This is a genomic window from Hyunsoonleella aestuarii, from assembly GCF_006148925.1.
GTDB lineage: Bacteria > Bacteroidota > Bacteroidia > Flavobacteriales > Flavobacteriaceae > Algibacter_D > Algibacter_D aestuarii.
The window spans coordinates 1,224,349-1,239,984 of record NZ_VAWB01000001.1; the positions used below are offsets into that span (position 1 = coordinate 1,224,349).

Below are 15,636 nucleotides of genomic sequence, written 5' to 3' on the forward strand. Positions count from 1 at the left end.
CAATATTATGTTCTCTGATAATAAAAAAGACAAAAACATGGTAGAAGGAACATCCAATCAAAACCTTATTGCTCAAGGCACTAAAATTGTTGGCGATCTTAATAGTGAGGGCGATTTTAGAATAGACGGCATTATAGAAGGTAATATAAAAACATCCGGAAAAGTAGTAGTTGGTAAAAAAGGTTATATCAAAGGCACGCTTCAAGGAACTGATGCGTATTTTGAAGGTAAGTTTTCCGGAAAACTAGCACTTTCAGGAACCTTAACCTTAAAATCTGCAGCGCATATTGAAGGCGAAGTAGTTGTTGGTAAGTTGGCCGTTGAACCAGGAGCAACATTTAATGTAACATGCATGATGAAAGGTGCTGTAAAAGAAATGAATAATGGCCAACAACAAAGGCAACAAAAACCAGAATCAGAAAAAACAGCTTAAAAACGTTGCTATATTATCGGGTATTGGTTTACAAATGGGTGTAACCATTTATTTGTTCGTACTCTTAGGTAAATGGCTGGATAATAAGTTTAATGAAGGTGATAAGCAATTTATTATAATAATGACACTTCTTGGTGTAGGCATATCACTTTATGCAGTTCTCAAACAAGTCAACCGAATTAAATATTAATGCAAAACCCTTTTATTAGTTTTAGTATAAAAGTAATTTTACTTTTAGTAGTAGCTTTTGGATTTCACTTAGGCGTATTAAAATTTTTAAACCTTCCGTTGTTTGAGAATAAAATTATAGCATCTTATATTATAAATTTAACACTGGTTATTGTTGTTTTTGGAGTGCTATATTTATTGAAGGATAAATATACAAGTCAATTAGGTTTTTTATTTTTAATAGGAAGCTTTCTAAAATTTGCAGTTTTCTTCATTGTATTTTACCCTTTTTATAAAGAAGATGGAGAAATTACTAAACTTGAGTTTGCTGCCTTTTTTGCGCCTTATGTTTTAGGTTTAATTTTAGAAACCGTGAGTCTAAGTAAGTGGCTTAACAAAGTGTCCTAATTATCATTTTAATAGTTTTTTATAATTATCTTGATAATTAAGAATATAGCACAATAAAAACCCCTTTTTCTCGGGTGTTTTTCAATAGATAAATCAATATACATAGTCAATTCAAATAAAAGATAAAATAGTTTTTGTTTTTGAGATAAAAACCTACCTTTGCACCGATTTTTAAGCCACTATTATATAGAGAGATATGCGAAGAAAAATATCTTTAAAACCAATTACATTATTATTGCTTTTATTAACCTTTGTTTCTTACGGAAAAGAAGATAAACAGCATAGTGAATCTGGTTCTGATTTAAGAACAGAAATCAAAGAATACGTTCAACACCACTTATTAGACTCTTACGACTTTAATCTGTTTTCATATGAGAATGGTGAAAAACATTTTGGTTTTTCTTTACCAGTAATACTCTGGGATAATGGGTTAAAAGTATTTTCTTCTTCTAAATTTCATCATGGTGAAACCATTGCCGAGGTAGGTGGAGATTATTATAAGCTTTATCACAATAAGGTATACAAAACAGATGCTAACGGTACTATTAATTATGATGCCGAACATCATCCAACAAATGCAAAGCCTTTAGATTTCTCAATTACTAAGAATGTGGTTTTAATAATGATAGTTTTTGCAATCATGTTTTTTATGTTTAGCAGAATGGCTAAATCCTATAAGAAAAACAATGGTATGCCAAAAGGTATGGGACGTTTCTTAGAACCTATTGTGCTTTATGTTCGAGATGAAATAGCAATACCAAATATTGGAGAGAAGCATTACAAACGTTATATGAGTTATTTGTTAACCGTATTCTTTTTTGTTTGGATTGTAAACTTATTTGGACTTACACCAATTGGAATGAATGTAACCAATAATATTGCGGTTACATTGTGTTTAGCACTTATAACATATTTTATCACCACATTTTCGGGTAATAAAAATTATTGGAAACATATTTTCTGGATGCCAGGTGTACCTGTGCCAATGAAAATTATTTTGGCACCAATAGAATTATTAGGCACAATCATTAAGCCATTTGCGTTAATGATTCGTTTATACGCTAACATTACTGCAGGTCACGTAGTTTTAATGAGTATTATAGGTATGATGTTCATCTTTAACAATTGGTTAGGAAGTTCACTATCATTTTTGCTAGCGTTTGTTTTAGGTATTTTAGAGTTGCTAGTTGCAGCTTTACAAGCATATATTTTTACAGTATTATCGGCACTTTATTTTGGAATGGCAGTGGAAGAGCACGATCATCATTAAGTGTTATTATAAATTGAATGTTTAATTTTTAATTATATATATTATGGAAATTCCAGCTATCGTAGGAGCAGGTTTAGTAGTAATTGGTGCCGGTATCGGTATTGGTAGAATCGGTGGTTCTGCTATGGAAGCAATTGCACGTCAACCTGAAGCTACAGGAAAAATTCAAACGGCTATGCTTATTGCAGCGGCTTTGATTGAAGGTATTGGATTTGCTGCATTATTTGCAGTTTAAGACAAACAAGAAACAGCTATAACGGTTGGTTATAGCTGTTCTTTTTGATATTATATTGAAATTTTTAGAAAAATATTATAAGTAATTATGGAAGAATTATTTGGAGGGTTTTCATTAGGGTTATTTTTTTGGCAGGCAGTGCTTTTTTTAGCATTAGTATTCTTGTTAAGAAAATTTGCTTGGAAACCAATTTTAGATTCTGTAAACGATAGAGAAGAGGGTATTAAAAATGCATTAGACTCTGCTGAAAAAGCAAAGTTAGAAATGGAAAACCTTCAGGCTGATAATCAAAAATTATTAAAGGAGGCTAGAGCTGAGCGTGAGACGATGTTAAAAGAAGCAAGAGATATCAAGAACAAAATGATTGAAGATGCTAAAGGTGAAGCTCAGGAGCAAGCAAATAAAATGATTTCTCAAGCGCAAGCAGCTATTGAAAGCGAAAAGAAAGCAGCTATGGCAGAACTCAAAAGTCATGTTGCTGGTTTATCGTTAGATATAGCAGAAAAAGTAGTGCGTACCGAATTATCTAACAAGGACAAGCAATTAAAATTGGTTGAAACTATGTTGGGTGAAAAATCATTAAACTAATAGTATAATGGCGGGAGCAAGAGCAGCAATACGTTACGCAAAAGCAGTATTAAGTTTGGCATCAGATCGAAAATCGGCAGATGCCGTGAACAAGGATATGAAGTCAATTTCTAAAGCTATTGCAAAAAATGAAGAATTAAGTGAAATGCTTCAAAGTCCTGTAATTCCTTCTTCAACTAAAAAAGCTATTTTGTTAGATGTTTTTAAGAAGTCCAATAAAACAACTTTAAGTCTTATAGATACTTTAATTTGTAACAATCGAATCGATATTTTAAGCGAAGTTGCTTCAAAATATAGTCAGTTATTCGATCAATCTAAAGGTATTGAATTGGCAACTGTAACTACTGCTGTAGCATTAACAGAAGCGTTGGAAAAGAAAGTTTTAGCTAAAGCTAAGGAACTTACAGGTAAAAATATTGAAATAGAAAATATTATAGATGAAAGCATTTTAGGAGGTTTCATCTTACGAGTTGGAGATGTGCAATATAACGCAAGTATTACAAATCAACTTAGCAAATTAAAAAGAGAATTTACATTAAATTAAAAATAGTTAGAGAAAGGTGTCTAACATCTAAAGTCTAACGTCTAATATCTAAACAAAGATGGCAGAAGTAAAACCAGCTGAAATATCAGCAATCTTAAAAAAACAACTTTCAGGTTTTGAAGCGAGTGCTTCATTAGATGAGGTAGGAACTGTATTAACTGTAGGTGACGGTATTGTTCGTGCTTACGGATTGGCTAACGCTCAATATGGTGAGTTAGTAGAATTCGAAGGCGGATTAGAGGGTATTGTTCTTAACCTTGAAGAAGATAACGTAGGTATCGTATTATTAGGGGCTTCCGTAGGTGTTAGAGAAGGTTCGACAGTAAAACGTACAGATAAAATTGCTTCTATCAATGTAGGTGAAGGCATTGTTGGTCGTGTTGTAGATACTTTAGGTAACCCAATTGATGGTAAAGGACCTATCTCTGGAAAGACATATCAAATGCCACTTGAGCGCAAAGCGCCTGGGGTTATTTTCCGTGAACCAGTAACTGAGCCATTACAAACTGGTATTAAATCTATCGATGCCATGATTCCAGTAGGTCGGGGTCAACGTGAGTTGGTTATTGGAGACCGTCAGACTGGTAAAACAGCAGTTTGTATAGATACCATCTTAAATCAAAAAGAATTTTATGATGCTGGAGAGCCTGTGTTTTGTATATATGTTGCAGTTGGTCAAAAAGCATCAACAGTAGCTTTAATTGCTAAAACATTAGAAGAAAAAGGCGCTTTAGCTTATACCACAATTGTTGCAGCAAATGCATCAGACCCTGCGCCAATGCAAGTATATGCTCCTTTCGCAGGTGCCGCCATTGGTGAGTATTTTAGAGATACTGGTCGTCCAGCTTTAATTATTTATGACGATTTATCTAAGCAGGCAGTTGCTTACCGTGAGGTATCTTTATTATTAAGAAGACCGCCAGGACGTGAGGCGTATCCAGGGGACGTTTTTTACTTACACTCTCGTTTATTAGAGCGTTCTGCTAAAGTTATCAATGATGATGATATTGCTAAGGACATGAACGATTTGCCAGATTCGTTAAAACCATTAGTGAAAGGTGGAGGTTCTTTAACTGCTTTACCAATTATTGAAACACAAGCGGGTGACGTATCGGCATATATTCCAACAAATGTAATCTCTATTACAGATGGGCAAATCTTCTTAGATGGTGATTTATTTAACTCTGGTGTTCGTCCAGCAATTAATGTTGGTATCTCTGTATCTCGTGTTGGTGGAAATGCACAGATTAAATCAATGAAGAAAGTAGCTGGAACATTAAAATTAGATCAAGCGCAATTCCGTGAATTAGAAGCGTTTGCGAAGTTTGGTTCTGATTTAGATGCTGTTACTTTAAATGTAATTGAAAAAGGAAAGCGTAACGTTGAGATTTTAAAGCAAGCTCAAAACGATCCGTTTAAAGTTGAAGATCAAGTAGCAATTATATATGCTGGGTCTAAAAACTTATTAAGAAACGTTCCTGTTGAAAAAGTAAAAGAATTTGAAAGAGATTTCATAGAATTCTTAAAAGCTAAACATGCGGGTGTACTTGCTACACTTAAGGCAGGAAAATTAACAGATGAAGTAACAGATACTTTAACGGCTGTAGCTAAAGATTTATCTGGAAAATATAGTGCATAATTAATATTCCCTCGAAAGAGGGAATCTTATTTCATATTTTAAAATATGGCCAATTTAAAAGAAATACGTAACAGAATATCGTCGGTGTCTTCTACAATGCAGATTACTAGTGCCATGAAAATGGTATCTGCTGCTAAGCTTAAGAAGGCCCAAGATGCTATTACTGCAATGCGTCCTTATGCAGATAAGCTTACAGAGCTTTTACAAAGCTTAAGCGCAACTTTAGATGCAGATACGGGAAGCAAATTTTCAACACAACGCGAGGTCAAAAATGTTTTGGTTGTAGCTATTACCTCTAACAGAGGTTTATGCGGAGCTTTTAATTCTAACATCATTAAGCAAACTCAAAATTTAATTAGCAATGTTTATGCTGATAAAAATGTGTCTGTTTATGCAATAGGTAAAAAATCGAATGATGCCTTTTCAAAACAAAACATTGTTATAGCTAATAAAAGTGATGTTTTTGACGATTTAACCTTTGATAATGTTGCTGAAATAGCCGAAGAGTTAATGTCCAAGTTTGTTGTAGGTGATTTCGATAAAATTGAAATAGTTTACAACAAGTTTAAAAATGCAGCTACTCAAATCGTAATGACTGAGCAGTTTTTACCAATTGTTCCAGTTGATGGCGAGGTAAATAATAATGCAGATTATATTTTTGAACCATCTAAGATTGAAATCGTAGAGCAATTAATTCCAAAATCTTTAAAAACACAATTATTTAAAGGAATTAGAGATTCTTTTGCAAGTGAACATGGCGCTCGAATGACTGCAATGCACAAAGCAACCGATAATGCTACAGAGTTAAGAGATCAGCTTAAGTTAACTTATAACAAAGCACGTCAAGCGGCTATTACTAATGAAATCCTTGAGATTGTTGGTGGTGCAGAAGCGTTGAATAACTAATATGCCTAAATGCTGAACTTGCTTTAGCATTTCAAATTATGAGCCTCACTTTTAGTGAGGTTTTTTTTATGGCATTAATTTTGGATAAAGTATATTTATAACTCCAAAAGAAAGTATTATGAAACGATTAAAAAATGTGTTTGGGTTTTTCTTTATATCTTTAGTAATGATGAGTTTCTCTCAATGTGCAAGCACTAAAATACTGGAAGGTGAAATTCCTCTGGAGATTGGTCAAGTTAGCTATCAAAGTTGGGTGGCAGGAATTGAAGGAGGAGGTTCAGGAGTAAATCTATTTATTCCTATAGTTTCTAATAAGGATAATTTAGTTTTAGATAGCGTGTATTTCCAAGGCAAAAAGGTACAACTAGAGCGAAAGACAAAGTCGCTTTATGTGGGGCGCTTTAAAAAATCAACTAATCAAAAAAAAGATGTTGTTATGAGTGCTGATCCTGCTGCAGAGTTTAATAATCCAGTGCCGGAGGTGCCTCAAAAGATACCATTTGAATTGAAGCAAGATGAATGCGTTGTAAGTTTTACAGATAGAAAAAGAACGAAGTATTTTAAAATCTCAGATATCACTAAAAAGAAAGCGCAGTTTTATCCAAGCGCACCACCTAGAAATTGATTTTTTTAAAGAAGACAAGTCTTTAAAGAGATATTTAATAATTGGGTTAATTCAATTTTTCTAGTTTGGTTTACGTTAGCTAAAAACGTACTTTTAGCTAGATAAAATAACTCTACTTGAGCGCATTTAAAAAACTTTTTAAGCAAACATTTATTTATGGTTTAGCCACGGTATTACCCCGAATGCTTAGTTTTTTATTAGTGCCGCTTTATACTACAGATGGCGTTTTGTCTTCAGTAGCAGAGTACGGAGAAGTTTCTGTAATCTTTTCATATTTTGTTTTATTTAATGTGGTTTTGGCTTACGGTATGGAAACAGCATTCTTTAGATTCTTTAATAAAGAAGAAAATAAAGAGTTAGTAACTGGGACATCAACAGTGTCACTAATTATATCTTCAATTGGCTTTTTTGTATTAGCATTATTATTTCAAGAGCAAATTGCCAATTATATTGATATCGATGTTAAATATATTAATCTAGTTATTTGGATTTTACTTTTGGATGCTTTGGTTATTATACCATTTGCATGGTTAAGGGCTACTCAAAGACCAATGCGTTATGCCATTATTAAAATATTTAATGTTGTTATTAATTTAGGATTAAACTTGTTTTTCCTTCTAGCATTAAAAGAACTGGTTATTGGAGAATCAGTTTTTAAGGGTATTTATAAACCTAATTTCGAAATCACTTATATATTCTTATCAAACTTAATTGCAAGTGGTATCACCCTATTACTTATGCTTCCATTTTATGCTAAAGTTAAATATGTATTTAATAAGAGGTTATGGAAATCAATGTTTCAATATGCCTTTCCTGTTTTAATTGCAGGTGTTGCCTTTTCTATAAATGAAACGTTCGACAGAATTTTATTAAAGGAATTATTACCAGCAGATGTGGCTGAAACAGATATTGGAATGTATTCGGCATGTTATAAAATAGCCTTATTTATGACTTTGTTTGCAACTGCCTATCGTTTAGGGATTGAACCGTACTTTTTCAGTCATGCAAAAACTGATAACCCTCAAAAAAATTACGCCAAAATACTAGAGTTTTTTGTAGCCTTTGGCTCCGTTATCTTATTAGCTGTAGTCGTTTTTGCAGATGTTTTAAAACCAATTATTGTTAGAAGCGAAGGGTATTGGGAAGCTATGTGGGTAGTCCCCATTATTCTTATTGCGAATTTTTGTTTAGGAATATATCATAATCTTTCAGTGTGGTACAAAATTACAGATCGAACTAAGTTCGGAATGTATATTTCGATTATTGGAGCGGTAGTAACTTTGATAATTAATTTTTTGTTTATTAAAGAGTATAGTTATAAAGCATCGGCTTTAGCAACTTTATTTGCGTATTCTATTATGATGGGATTATCTTATTATTTTGGCAGAAAATATTACCCAATTCCTTATAACTTAAAAAAGATAGGCTTGTACTTACTTATCTCTATATCTTTTTCAATAATATCATTTTACCAATTTAGAACCCAATATATGATAGGAATATCGCTGTTAGTTGTATTTTTGGGACTAGTTTACTTTCTTGAAAAGAAGGCAATTAAACAACTATTAATTAAAAGAAATGCAGATTAAAATAATAAACAAGTCCAATCACGATTTACCACACTATGAAACCATAGCATCTGCAGGTATGGATTTACGAGCTAACCTGTCGGGAAAAAGAGTTTTAAAGCCATTGGAGAGAAGTATTGTGGGAACCGGATTATTTATTGAGCTTCCTGTAGGTATTGAGGCTCAAGTGCGACCTAGAAGTGGTTTAGCGGCCAAGAAAGGTGTAACTGTTTTAAATGCTCCAGGAACAATTGATGCCGATTATAGAGGCGAAATAGGCGTGATTTTAGTAAACCTTTCGAATGAAGATTTTACCATTGAAAATGGTGAACGTATAGCCCAATTAGTAATTGCCAAACATGATCGTGCAGAGTGGGTGGAAGTTCAAGAGTTGTCTGATACAGTTCGAGGCGAAGGCGGTTTTGGGAGTACTGGAACCAAGTAATTGTTGCCTTTCTAAAATACATTTAATAATTAAAGAGTCCCTCCTTCGATGGGATGACAAAAGTTTGAATAATGAAAATAATAGTCCCCATGGCAGGCCGAGGTTCGCGCCTTCGCCCTCATAGTTTAACTGTACCTAAACCATTAATTCCTGTAGCTGGTCAGCCTATTGTTCACAGATTAGTTAAAGATATTGCCAAAGTATTAAAGCAACCTATTGAAGAAATTGCTTTTATTCTCGGTGACCCTGCATGGTTTGGAGATGAGGTTGTATCGAGTTTAGAAGAGCTGGCGCAAGATTTAGGAGCCAAAGCATCTATATATCGTCAAGATAAGCCTTTAGGCACAGGTCACGCCATTATGTGTGCGAAGCCTTCATTATCTGGTCCAGCTGTAATTGCATATGCTGATACATTAATAAGAGCTCAGTTTGACTTAGACCCTAAGGCCGATAGTGTTATATGGACTAAAAGGGTAGATAATCCTGAAGCTTATGGTGTAGTTAAGCTTAATGAAGATGAGGAGATAATTGAACTTGTTGAAAAACCAGAATCTTTTGTGAACGACCAAGCTGTAATAGGGATTTATTACTTTAAAGATGTTGGCGTTTTAAAAGAAAAATTACAAGAAATCCTTGATAAAAATGTTATGAATGGCGGGGAGTACCAAATTAATGATGGGATAAAACGTATGATGGCCGATGGCAAAATTTTTAAGACAGGTACAGTAGATGAGTGGATGGACTGCGGAAATAAAGCAATAACCATTGAAACAAATCAAAGAATGCTGAGCTTTATAAAGGCTGATGGTGAAGAGCAGTTAATAGCATCTTCTGCCAAGTTTGATAATTCTAATATTATTGAACCTTGTTTTATAGGAGAAAATGTTTCATTAAAAAACTCAACTATAGGGCCTTACGTATCAATTGGTAATAATACATCTGTAGAAGATTCAATCGTTAAAAATAGCTTAATACAAAGCCATACTAGTATTAAAAATGCTAATTTAGATGAGGCGATGATTGGAAATCATGTGAAGTATGACGGCAATTACACATCAATAAGTATTGGAGACTATTCAATTTTGGAATAACTTTTGAAATAGAATTTCATGCCTAGGACAGTCGAAGCGTCTCATTATTTATGAAGCAAAAATCACACATATTAATTTTCTTTTTTGGATTGATATTCTTTCCTCAGCTTTTTCTTGCTCAAGTAGATTTCAATAAACTACCTAAAGATGACTTGGGGGATGTAGAAGATAAGTTTCAAGAATTTTTTTACGAAGCACTTAAGCAGAAGGGGATTGAAAACTATGGGCGTTCAGCAGAAGCCTTATTAAAATGCATAGCATTAAATGATTCGGCCTCAGTATTATATTTCGAATTAGGGAAGAATTATAATAAACTCAAAAACTTTCGTTCTGCTGAAGAAGCGTTAAAAAAGGCGGTGAGCAAAGAACCAGACAACGAATGGTATTTAGATGAGCTTTATGGATTTTATGCAGAACAAAACGATTATGATAATGCCATAAAAACTGTAAAGCAGTTGGTTAAATATCACCCCGACTATAAAGAGGACTTAGCTTCATTGTACATCAGGATAAAGAAATATGACAAAGCTCTTGAGCTTTTGGATGAGTTAGATGAAAACTTAGGGGTTTCGCTCACGCGAGACGCCATGCGTAATAAGATTTATAAATTAACGGGTAGAAGGAAAGACCAAATAAGAAATCTTGAAAAGCGCCTTAATACAAACCCTAACAAAGAATCTAACTATTTGGCATTAATATTTAGATATAGTGAAAACAACGAGAAAGAAAAAGCTTTTCAAATAGCGAAAGAGTTATTGAAAATCAACCCCAATTCACAAGTAGTACATCTTGCATTGTATAAGTTTTATTTAGAGGATAACGATACCCATAAAGCTATAAACTCAATGAAAACTGTTTTAAGAAGCACTCAAATAAAACCAGATGCTAAGCTTAAAGTTTTAACCGATTTTGTAAATTTTGTAAAAAAGAATCCTCAGTTTGAATCAGATCTTTTGGAGGCTACAGCATTAGTTTCTAGTAATAACGACAAAATGTCTTTAATTGAATTAGGACAGTATTACCTAACAAAAGGGGAGAATGAAAAAGCACTTTCGTACTTTGAAGAGGCCTATAAAATTGAACCAAATAATTTTCAAGTACTACGTAGTATTTTATTATTGAAAATAGACTTAAAGCAGTTTGAGTTAGCAAAATCTCAAAGTGAAGATGCACTTGTGAAATACCCATCTCAACCTTTATTTTATCTTATAAATGGTGTTGCATTAAATGAATTAAATAATCCAAAAGAGGCCACTCAGGTTCTTGAAGATGGCTTAGATTATATAATCGATGACACTAAAATGGAAGGAGATTTTTATCTTCAATTGAGTAAGGCATACACATTATTAAACAATACTACAAAGGCTAAAACGTTTAGTGATAAAGCCAAACAGCTTCAATCTTCTAATTAAACATGGATTTCTTAAAAAAACATAGTTATATTTTATTAGTGATTTCAATTTTATTAGCGAATTGCAAGTCTTCCAAAACAATTAGTTCTGGTCATGCTAACTTTGATTTAAGTGCGAAACAAGTCATTAAAGAGAACGCCAAAAAAACTCCAGATTTTAAAACTCTCGCCTCAAGAGTAAAAATAGATATTATTGAAGGTGAAAAAGTAAAAGGCTATACTGTGAATATGCGATTGGAAAAAGATAAAAAAATCCTTTTAATGTCAACGCCTATTTCTATAGTCAAGGCACTTATTACACCAGATAAAGTAAGTTTTTATAACAAGCTAGATAATACATTTTTTGAGGGCGATTATGCTTATTTAAGTGGATTATTAGGAACAGATTTAGACTTTCAAAAAGTTCAGAACCTACTTATTGGAGAGGCTTTGTTTAATTTAAAAGAAGAACCATATAAAGTTTCTATACATGAAGAGGCGTATGCGCTTCAACCAAAAAATCAACTCGATATTTTTGAAATTTTCTATTTGTTAAACCCTTCTCATTTTAAAATTAAGTCGCAACAAATATCGCAGCCAAATGAGTTTAGACATCTACAAATTGATTATATAGCACATCAAGAAATAGAAAAACAGGTTTTGCCAGAACGTATTAAGGTAATTGCAGTTGAGGCCAATGAAGAAATGGTTTTGGATTTAGAATTTAAAGGAGTTTCTTTGAATGAAAATTTAAGGTTTCCGTTTAAAATCCCTTCTGGGTATAATGAAATTAAACTTTAATGACGAAGCATAAATTCAGATATAAATTACCTTTTTTATTTTTCTTGATTTTCACCAGCCTACTTTTTTCTCAAAGTAAAAAGCAAACACAATTAGAAAACAGAAGGCAGGAATTAAGGCGAGAAATTCAAAAAATAAACCAACTACAAGCAGAAAACAAATCAAAAGAGAAATCTGAACTATCGTTAATCGAAGATTTTAATTATAAAATTAGTGTCTTAAATAATCTTATTAAAGTTACAAACCAACAGGCAAACTATTTAACGCGAGAGATTAATTCTAATCAGAAAAAGATAACACTACTCCGTGATGAATTAAAACAGTTAAAGGAAGATTATGCCGCAATGATTGTAAAATCTTATAAAAGTAAGAATACTCAAAGTAGAGTGATGTTTTTATTGTCTTCAAACGATTTTAAACAAGCTTACAAGCGCTTACAATATATTAAGCAGTATACTAATCATCAAAAGCAGCAAGGCGAATCTATTAAGCTAAAAACACAGGAGTTGCAGGATGTAAACATATCATTGCAACAACAAAAAAAGGATAAAGACAAGTTAATTGCAGACAATAGAGCAACGCAAAAATCGCTAGAATCTGAAAGAAAGCAACATCAAGATTTGATGAAATCTATTCAATCTAATATTAGCAAATACACAGCAGAAATAAGAGCTAAGCAGCGAGAGGCGAATAGAATAGATAGAGAAATTGAAAAAATTATAAAAGCGGCAATTGCTCGTTCAAATAAAAAAGCAGGAAAGTCTGAAAGAGCAACCAGTTTTGCGCTAACTGCTGAAGAAAGAATATTAGCTTCAAACTTTATTGCAAACAAAGGAAAATTACCTTGGCCTGTTGAGAAAGGATATGTTAAAGTAAGATATGGGTCGCAGCCACATCCCATTAATAAATCATTAACCATAAAGAGTAATGGCGTGCGTATTGCTACAGAGAAAGGCGCTAAGGCACGCGCTGTTTTTAATGGAGAAGTAATTGCCATTGTTACAATGAAAAATGTTAATCCGTTGGTAATGATTCGCCATGGTAATTACATAACTACTTATAAAAATTTATCTAAAGTTTATGTAAAAGAAGGCGACAAGGTAACGACCAAACAAGAGATAGGAGAAGTGTATACTAACAGCAGTGGCGAGTCTATTTTGAGTTTTGTAGTATCAAAAGAAAGCACCACACAAAACCCTTCCTCTTGGATTTATAAAATGTAATTAAACCCGCACGACAACAAAACCTCTGCGTGTTTTCTTGTAATGTTTTCCATTCCAAAAATAGTAGCTTTTTCCTTTTACACGAACAATTTTATGATGCTTAGGCGCACTTTTTATTATAGTTACATTTGCTGGTCTTGTTGAAACATGTGTAGCACAAGATGATAAAGAAATAATAAAACATGCACAAAGTAGTATAACATAAGTTCTCATAATAATAAAATTTAGGGTTTATTATTATAAGACCTTATTGTTTGAAAAAAGTTTAATTCAAGTCAAAAACGCTTAATGTTATGAGTTGTTGCTTCATGTTAAATTTTCAAAGAATTTAGTATAGAGAAGTTAGTTTCTTCAAGTAATTTAAACAAACAAAGCTTTCAACTCAACAGCATCATTTGGTTTTATTTTTCCAGCTAAAAGCAAACTTAATTGTTTTCTTCTCAAAGCAGCATCATAGCGTTCTTTTTCTAAATCAGTTTCAGGAAGCACCTCAGGAACTGCTATAGGCCGTCCAGTTTCATCTACAGCAACAAAAGTATAAATAGCTTCATTGGCTTTAGTTCTGGCTCCAGATTCGCGATCCTCCATCCAAACATCGATAAATATTTCCATAGAAGTTTTAAAGGCACGAGACACTTTGGCTTCAACCGTAACAACACTTCCTAGTGGAACAGCTCGATTGAATGCCACATGATTAACCGATGCTGTTACAACAATACGTCTACTATGTCTTCTAGCCGCTATACTCGCGGCTCTATCCATACGAGCAAGTAATTCGCCACCAAATAAGTTGTTAATCGGATTGGTTTCACTGGGTAAAACCATATCTGTCATTATGGTTTTGGATTGTTCAGGTGTTTTAGCTTTCATACCTTTTTTTTAAAGATGGCACAAAGGTACTACCCTTTTAAGGATAAATGAAGTAAAATAATTATGAAAAATTAAGTAGAAATCCTTTAGTTTTCAACTTTCACTAGAGAAAGTTTATCAACAAATTTAGAATATTCCTTCTCTACAATGGCTTCTTTGGCAGTTTCTAAATTTGAAAATTTCTCATTGAATAAGTAATATTTTTGACTGTGATTATCAAAAAAGAAACCAATTTTAGTATGCCCTTCAGATGTCAATTTACTTAAAGCTAAATCTTTTTCAGTTTCATTCGAAAATGTTCCTATTATTGAATAAAAACCACTTTCCAAATTATCTGCACCTTTAATTATTGGAATAATATTAGGATTAGAATCATTATTATAATTTATTTCGGCTTGACGTTCTTTACCAGGATTGGCATTAATATTTGCACTTGAAAACTGCTCTGTTTTATAAGTCGTTTTATTAATATTGGAAATGTTGGTATGCACTTTATTCAAGTTCTGTACCATTAACCAAGCATCTTGATTATGTGTTTTTTTTATATTTCTAAGCGCTTTTAAAGCTTCAATTCTGTTCTCATAACTTGCATAAACAACTTGATGTAAGCCATATTTATTAGCGCCAATTTTTCTGGCGGCATAGCCCTCAGATTTAAGTTGCTGAACTTTCTTGTTGCAGTTCTCTTCAATTCTAAATGCACCAGCAACAATATGGTAATTACCATTTTGTTTACTAACATTTAAGGTAATTGCTGGTATAGGATTTAAGCTAAATGTAGCTTCTTGTATTTTGGTCTCGAGTTGTTGTGTCGCTTGTTCTTGAGCCAAGTGATTATGTGTTTCAATTTGGTTAACATAATATTTTGAAGCTCCAAAACCACCCATTGTTAAAGCTATTAAAGCAACGGCCGCATATTTAAAATAAGGTCTTGCTTTTCGCCTTTCGGGAGTAAGTGTTATAGGTGTAACTTTTTCAATCGCCTCAACAGTTTCCTTGTAGACCTCTCGTGTAACTTCTGGAGATTCGAATTTAGATAATCCAAAAGAATCAGTTAGGTAATTAAGGTGATAGGATGGGTCGAACAAAATTTTACCATCTTCGTTAAAAACAATGTCGCCAATATTTTTAAAAGTTAGTGTTTCGCCTTGTGTTAAATAAGCCTTTAATATTTTAACACGTTTCTCAATTTTTTTCGAAGCAACTTCAAAAGGAATTTTCTCTATTTCAGCAATATAATGAGCAAGCAAGCCGTCATTTTTTTGAATTTGCTCATTAAATGAAACTATTTTTTTTGGTGGATAAAACGCATTGGACGACTCGTCTATGGTCGCTGAAACACGTCTGGTTAAAAATGCTCCAAAGTTAGGAATAGTAACACATTCGTATCTGTAAAGTAAATCGCTTATGTAGGTTTCTAATTGCATAAAAA

At 32.9% G+C, this 15,636-nt stretch carries 19 protein-coding genes; 16 read left to right on the top strand and 3 right to left on the bottom strand.

All coding sequences use genetic code 11. The features are described from left to right. The first annotated feature begins 7 nt into the window (after window positions 1-7). The 16 genes from FEF17_RS05475 (at window position 8) to FEF17_RS05550 (ending at window position 13,334) form a co-directional block, all read left to right on the top strand. Window positions 8-433: a bactofilin family protein gene (locus FEF17_RS05475; protein ID WP_139001339.1), complete on the top strand. Its 426-nt coding sequence runs from the start codon at window positions 8-10 to the stop codon at window positions 431-433. After that, a complete protein-coding gene (locus FEF17_RS05480) occupies window positions 384-623 on the top strand; it encodes an AtpZ/AtpI family protein (RefSeq protein ID WP_139001340.1) in 240 nt (79 codons plus the stop codon). Before FEF17_RS05475 ends, FEF17_RS05480 begins: the two co-directional genes overlap by 50 nt. Beyond that, entirely contained in the window at window positions 623-1,009 is a 387-nt protein-coding gene (locus FEF17_RS05485; protein WP_139001341.1) for a hypothetical protein, read from the top strand. The genes FEF17_RS05480 and FEF17_RS05485 overlap by 1 nt, the downstream gene beginning before the upstream one ends. 196 nt (window positions 1,010-1,205) lie before the next feature. Beyond that, window positions 1,206-2,279, top strand: coding sequence for a F0F1 ATP synthase subunit A (gene atpB / locus FEF17_RS05490; RefSeq protein ID WP_139001342.1), 1,074 nt, complete (start codon window positions 1,206-1,208; stop codon window positions 2,277-2,279). Window positions 2,280-2,322: 43 nt separating this feature from the next. After that, window positions 2,323-2,514, top strand: coding sequence for an ATP synthase F0 subunit C (gene atpE, locus FEF17_RS05495; protein ID WP_102756010.1), 192 nt, complete (start codon window positions 2,323-2,325; stop codon window positions 2,512-2,514). An 87-nt stretch (window positions 2,515-2,601) separates the two neighbouring features. Beyond that, window positions 2,602-3,102, top strand: a complete 501-nt coding sequence (locus FEF17_RS05500; RefSeq protein ID WP_139001343.1) for a F0F1 ATP synthase subunit B — start codon at window positions 2,602-2,604, stop codon at window positions 3,100-3,102. 7 nt (window positions 3,103-3,109) lie between these two features. Next, window positions 3,110-3,646, top strand: a complete 537-nt coding sequence (atpH, locus tag FEF17_RS05505) for an ATP synthase F1 subunit delta (protein WP_139001344.1) — start codon at window positions 3,110-3,112, stop codon at window positions 3,644-3,646. 58 nt (window positions 3,647-3,704) lie between these two features. Then, on the top strand, window positions 3,705-5,285 hold the full coding sequence (gene atpA / locus FEF17_RS05510) for a F0F1 ATP synthase subunit alpha (RefSeq protein WP_139001345.1): 1,581 nt from the start codon (window positions 3,705-3,707) through the stop codon (window positions 5,283-5,285). A 45-nt stretch (window positions 5,286-5,330) separates the two neighbouring features. After that, window positions 5,331-6,191 (top strand): ATP synthase F1 subunit gamma, encoded by an 861-nt coding sequence (gene atpG / locus FEF17_RS05515; RefSeq protein WP_139001346.1) that lies wholly within the window; start codon window positions 5,331-5,333, stop codon window positions 6,189-6,191. 118 nt (window positions 6,192-6,309) lie between these two features. Next, window positions 6,310-6,816: a hypothetical protein gene (locus tag FEF17_RS05520; protein WP_139001347.1), complete on the top strand. Its 507-nt coding sequence runs from the start codon at window positions 6,310-6,312 to the stop codon at window positions 6,814-6,816. 116 nt (window positions 6,817-6,932) lie between these two features. Continuing rightward, on the top strand, window positions 6,933-8,405 hold the full coding sequence (locus FEF17_RS05525) for a lipopolysaccharide biosynthesis protein (RefSeq protein ID WP_139001348.1): 1,473 nt from the start codon (window positions 6,933-6,935) through the stop codon (window positions 8,403-8,405). Then, window positions 8,395-8,829 (top strand): dUTP diphosphatase, encoded by a 435-nt coding sequence (gene dut / locus FEF17_RS05530; RefSeq protein WP_139001349.1) that lies wholly within the window; start codon window positions 8,395-8,397, stop codon window positions 8,827-8,829. The genes FEF17_RS05525 and dut overlap by 11 nt, the downstream gene beginning before the upstream one ends. Window positions 8,830-8,900: 71 nt before the next feature. After that, window positions 8,901-9,920, top strand: a complete 1,020-nt coding sequence (locus FEF17_RS05535; RefSeq protein ID WP_139001350.1) for a sugar phosphate nucleotidyltransferase — start codon at window positions 8,901-8,903, stop codon at window positions 9,918-9,920. Window positions 9,921-9,970: 50 nt separating this feature from the next. Continuing rightward, window positions 9,971-11,332, top strand: coding sequence for a tetratricopeptide repeat protein (locus FEF17_RS05540; protein WP_139001351.1), 1,362 nt, complete (start codon window positions 9,971-9,973; stop codon window positions 11,330-11,332). 2 nt (window positions 11,333-11,334) lie between these two features. Beyond that, complete coding sequence (lolB1, locus tag FEF17_RS05545; protein WP_139001352.1) at window positions 11,335-12,111, top strand: lipoprotein insertase outer membrane protein LolB1; 777 nt, start codon at window positions 11,335-11,337, stop codon at window positions 12,109-12,111. Then, window positions 12,111-13,334 carry a murein hydrolase activator EnvC family protein gene (locus FEF17_RS05550; RefSeq protein WP_139001353.1) on the top strand — a complete coding sequence of 408 codons (1,224 nt, stop codon included), beginning with the start codon at window positions 12,111-12,113 and terminating at the stop codon, window positions 13,332-13,334. Before lolB1 ends, FEF17_RS05550 begins: the two co-directional genes overlap by 1 nt. On the opposite strand, the gene FEF17_RS05555 is transcribed toward FEF17_RS05550, so the two are convergent. The 3 genes from FEF17_RS05555 to FEF17_RS05565 form a co-directional block, all read right to left on the bottom strand. After that, complete coding sequence (locus FEF17_RS05555; RefSeq protein WP_139001354.1) at window positions 13,335-13,547, bottom strand: DUF6515 family protein; 213 nt, start codon at window positions 13,545-13,547, stop codon at window positions 13,335-13,337. Between the two features lie 147 nt (window positions 13,548-13,694). Further along, window positions 13,695-14,204: an acyl-CoA thioesterase gene (locus FEF17_RS05560; RefSeq protein ID WP_139001355.1), complete on the bottom strand. Its 510-nt coding sequence runs from the start codon at window positions 14,202-14,204 to the stop codon at window positions 13,695-13,697. 86 nt (window positions 14,205-14,290) lie between these two features. Continuing rightward, window positions 14,291-15,631 carry an HU domain-containing protein gene (locus FEF17_RS05565; protein WP_344736065.1) on the bottom strand — a complete coding sequence of 447 codons (1,341 nt, stop codon included), beginning with the start codon at window positions 15,629-15,631 and terminating at the stop codon, window positions 14,291-14,293. Window positions 15,632-15,636 lie beyond the last annotated feature (5 nt).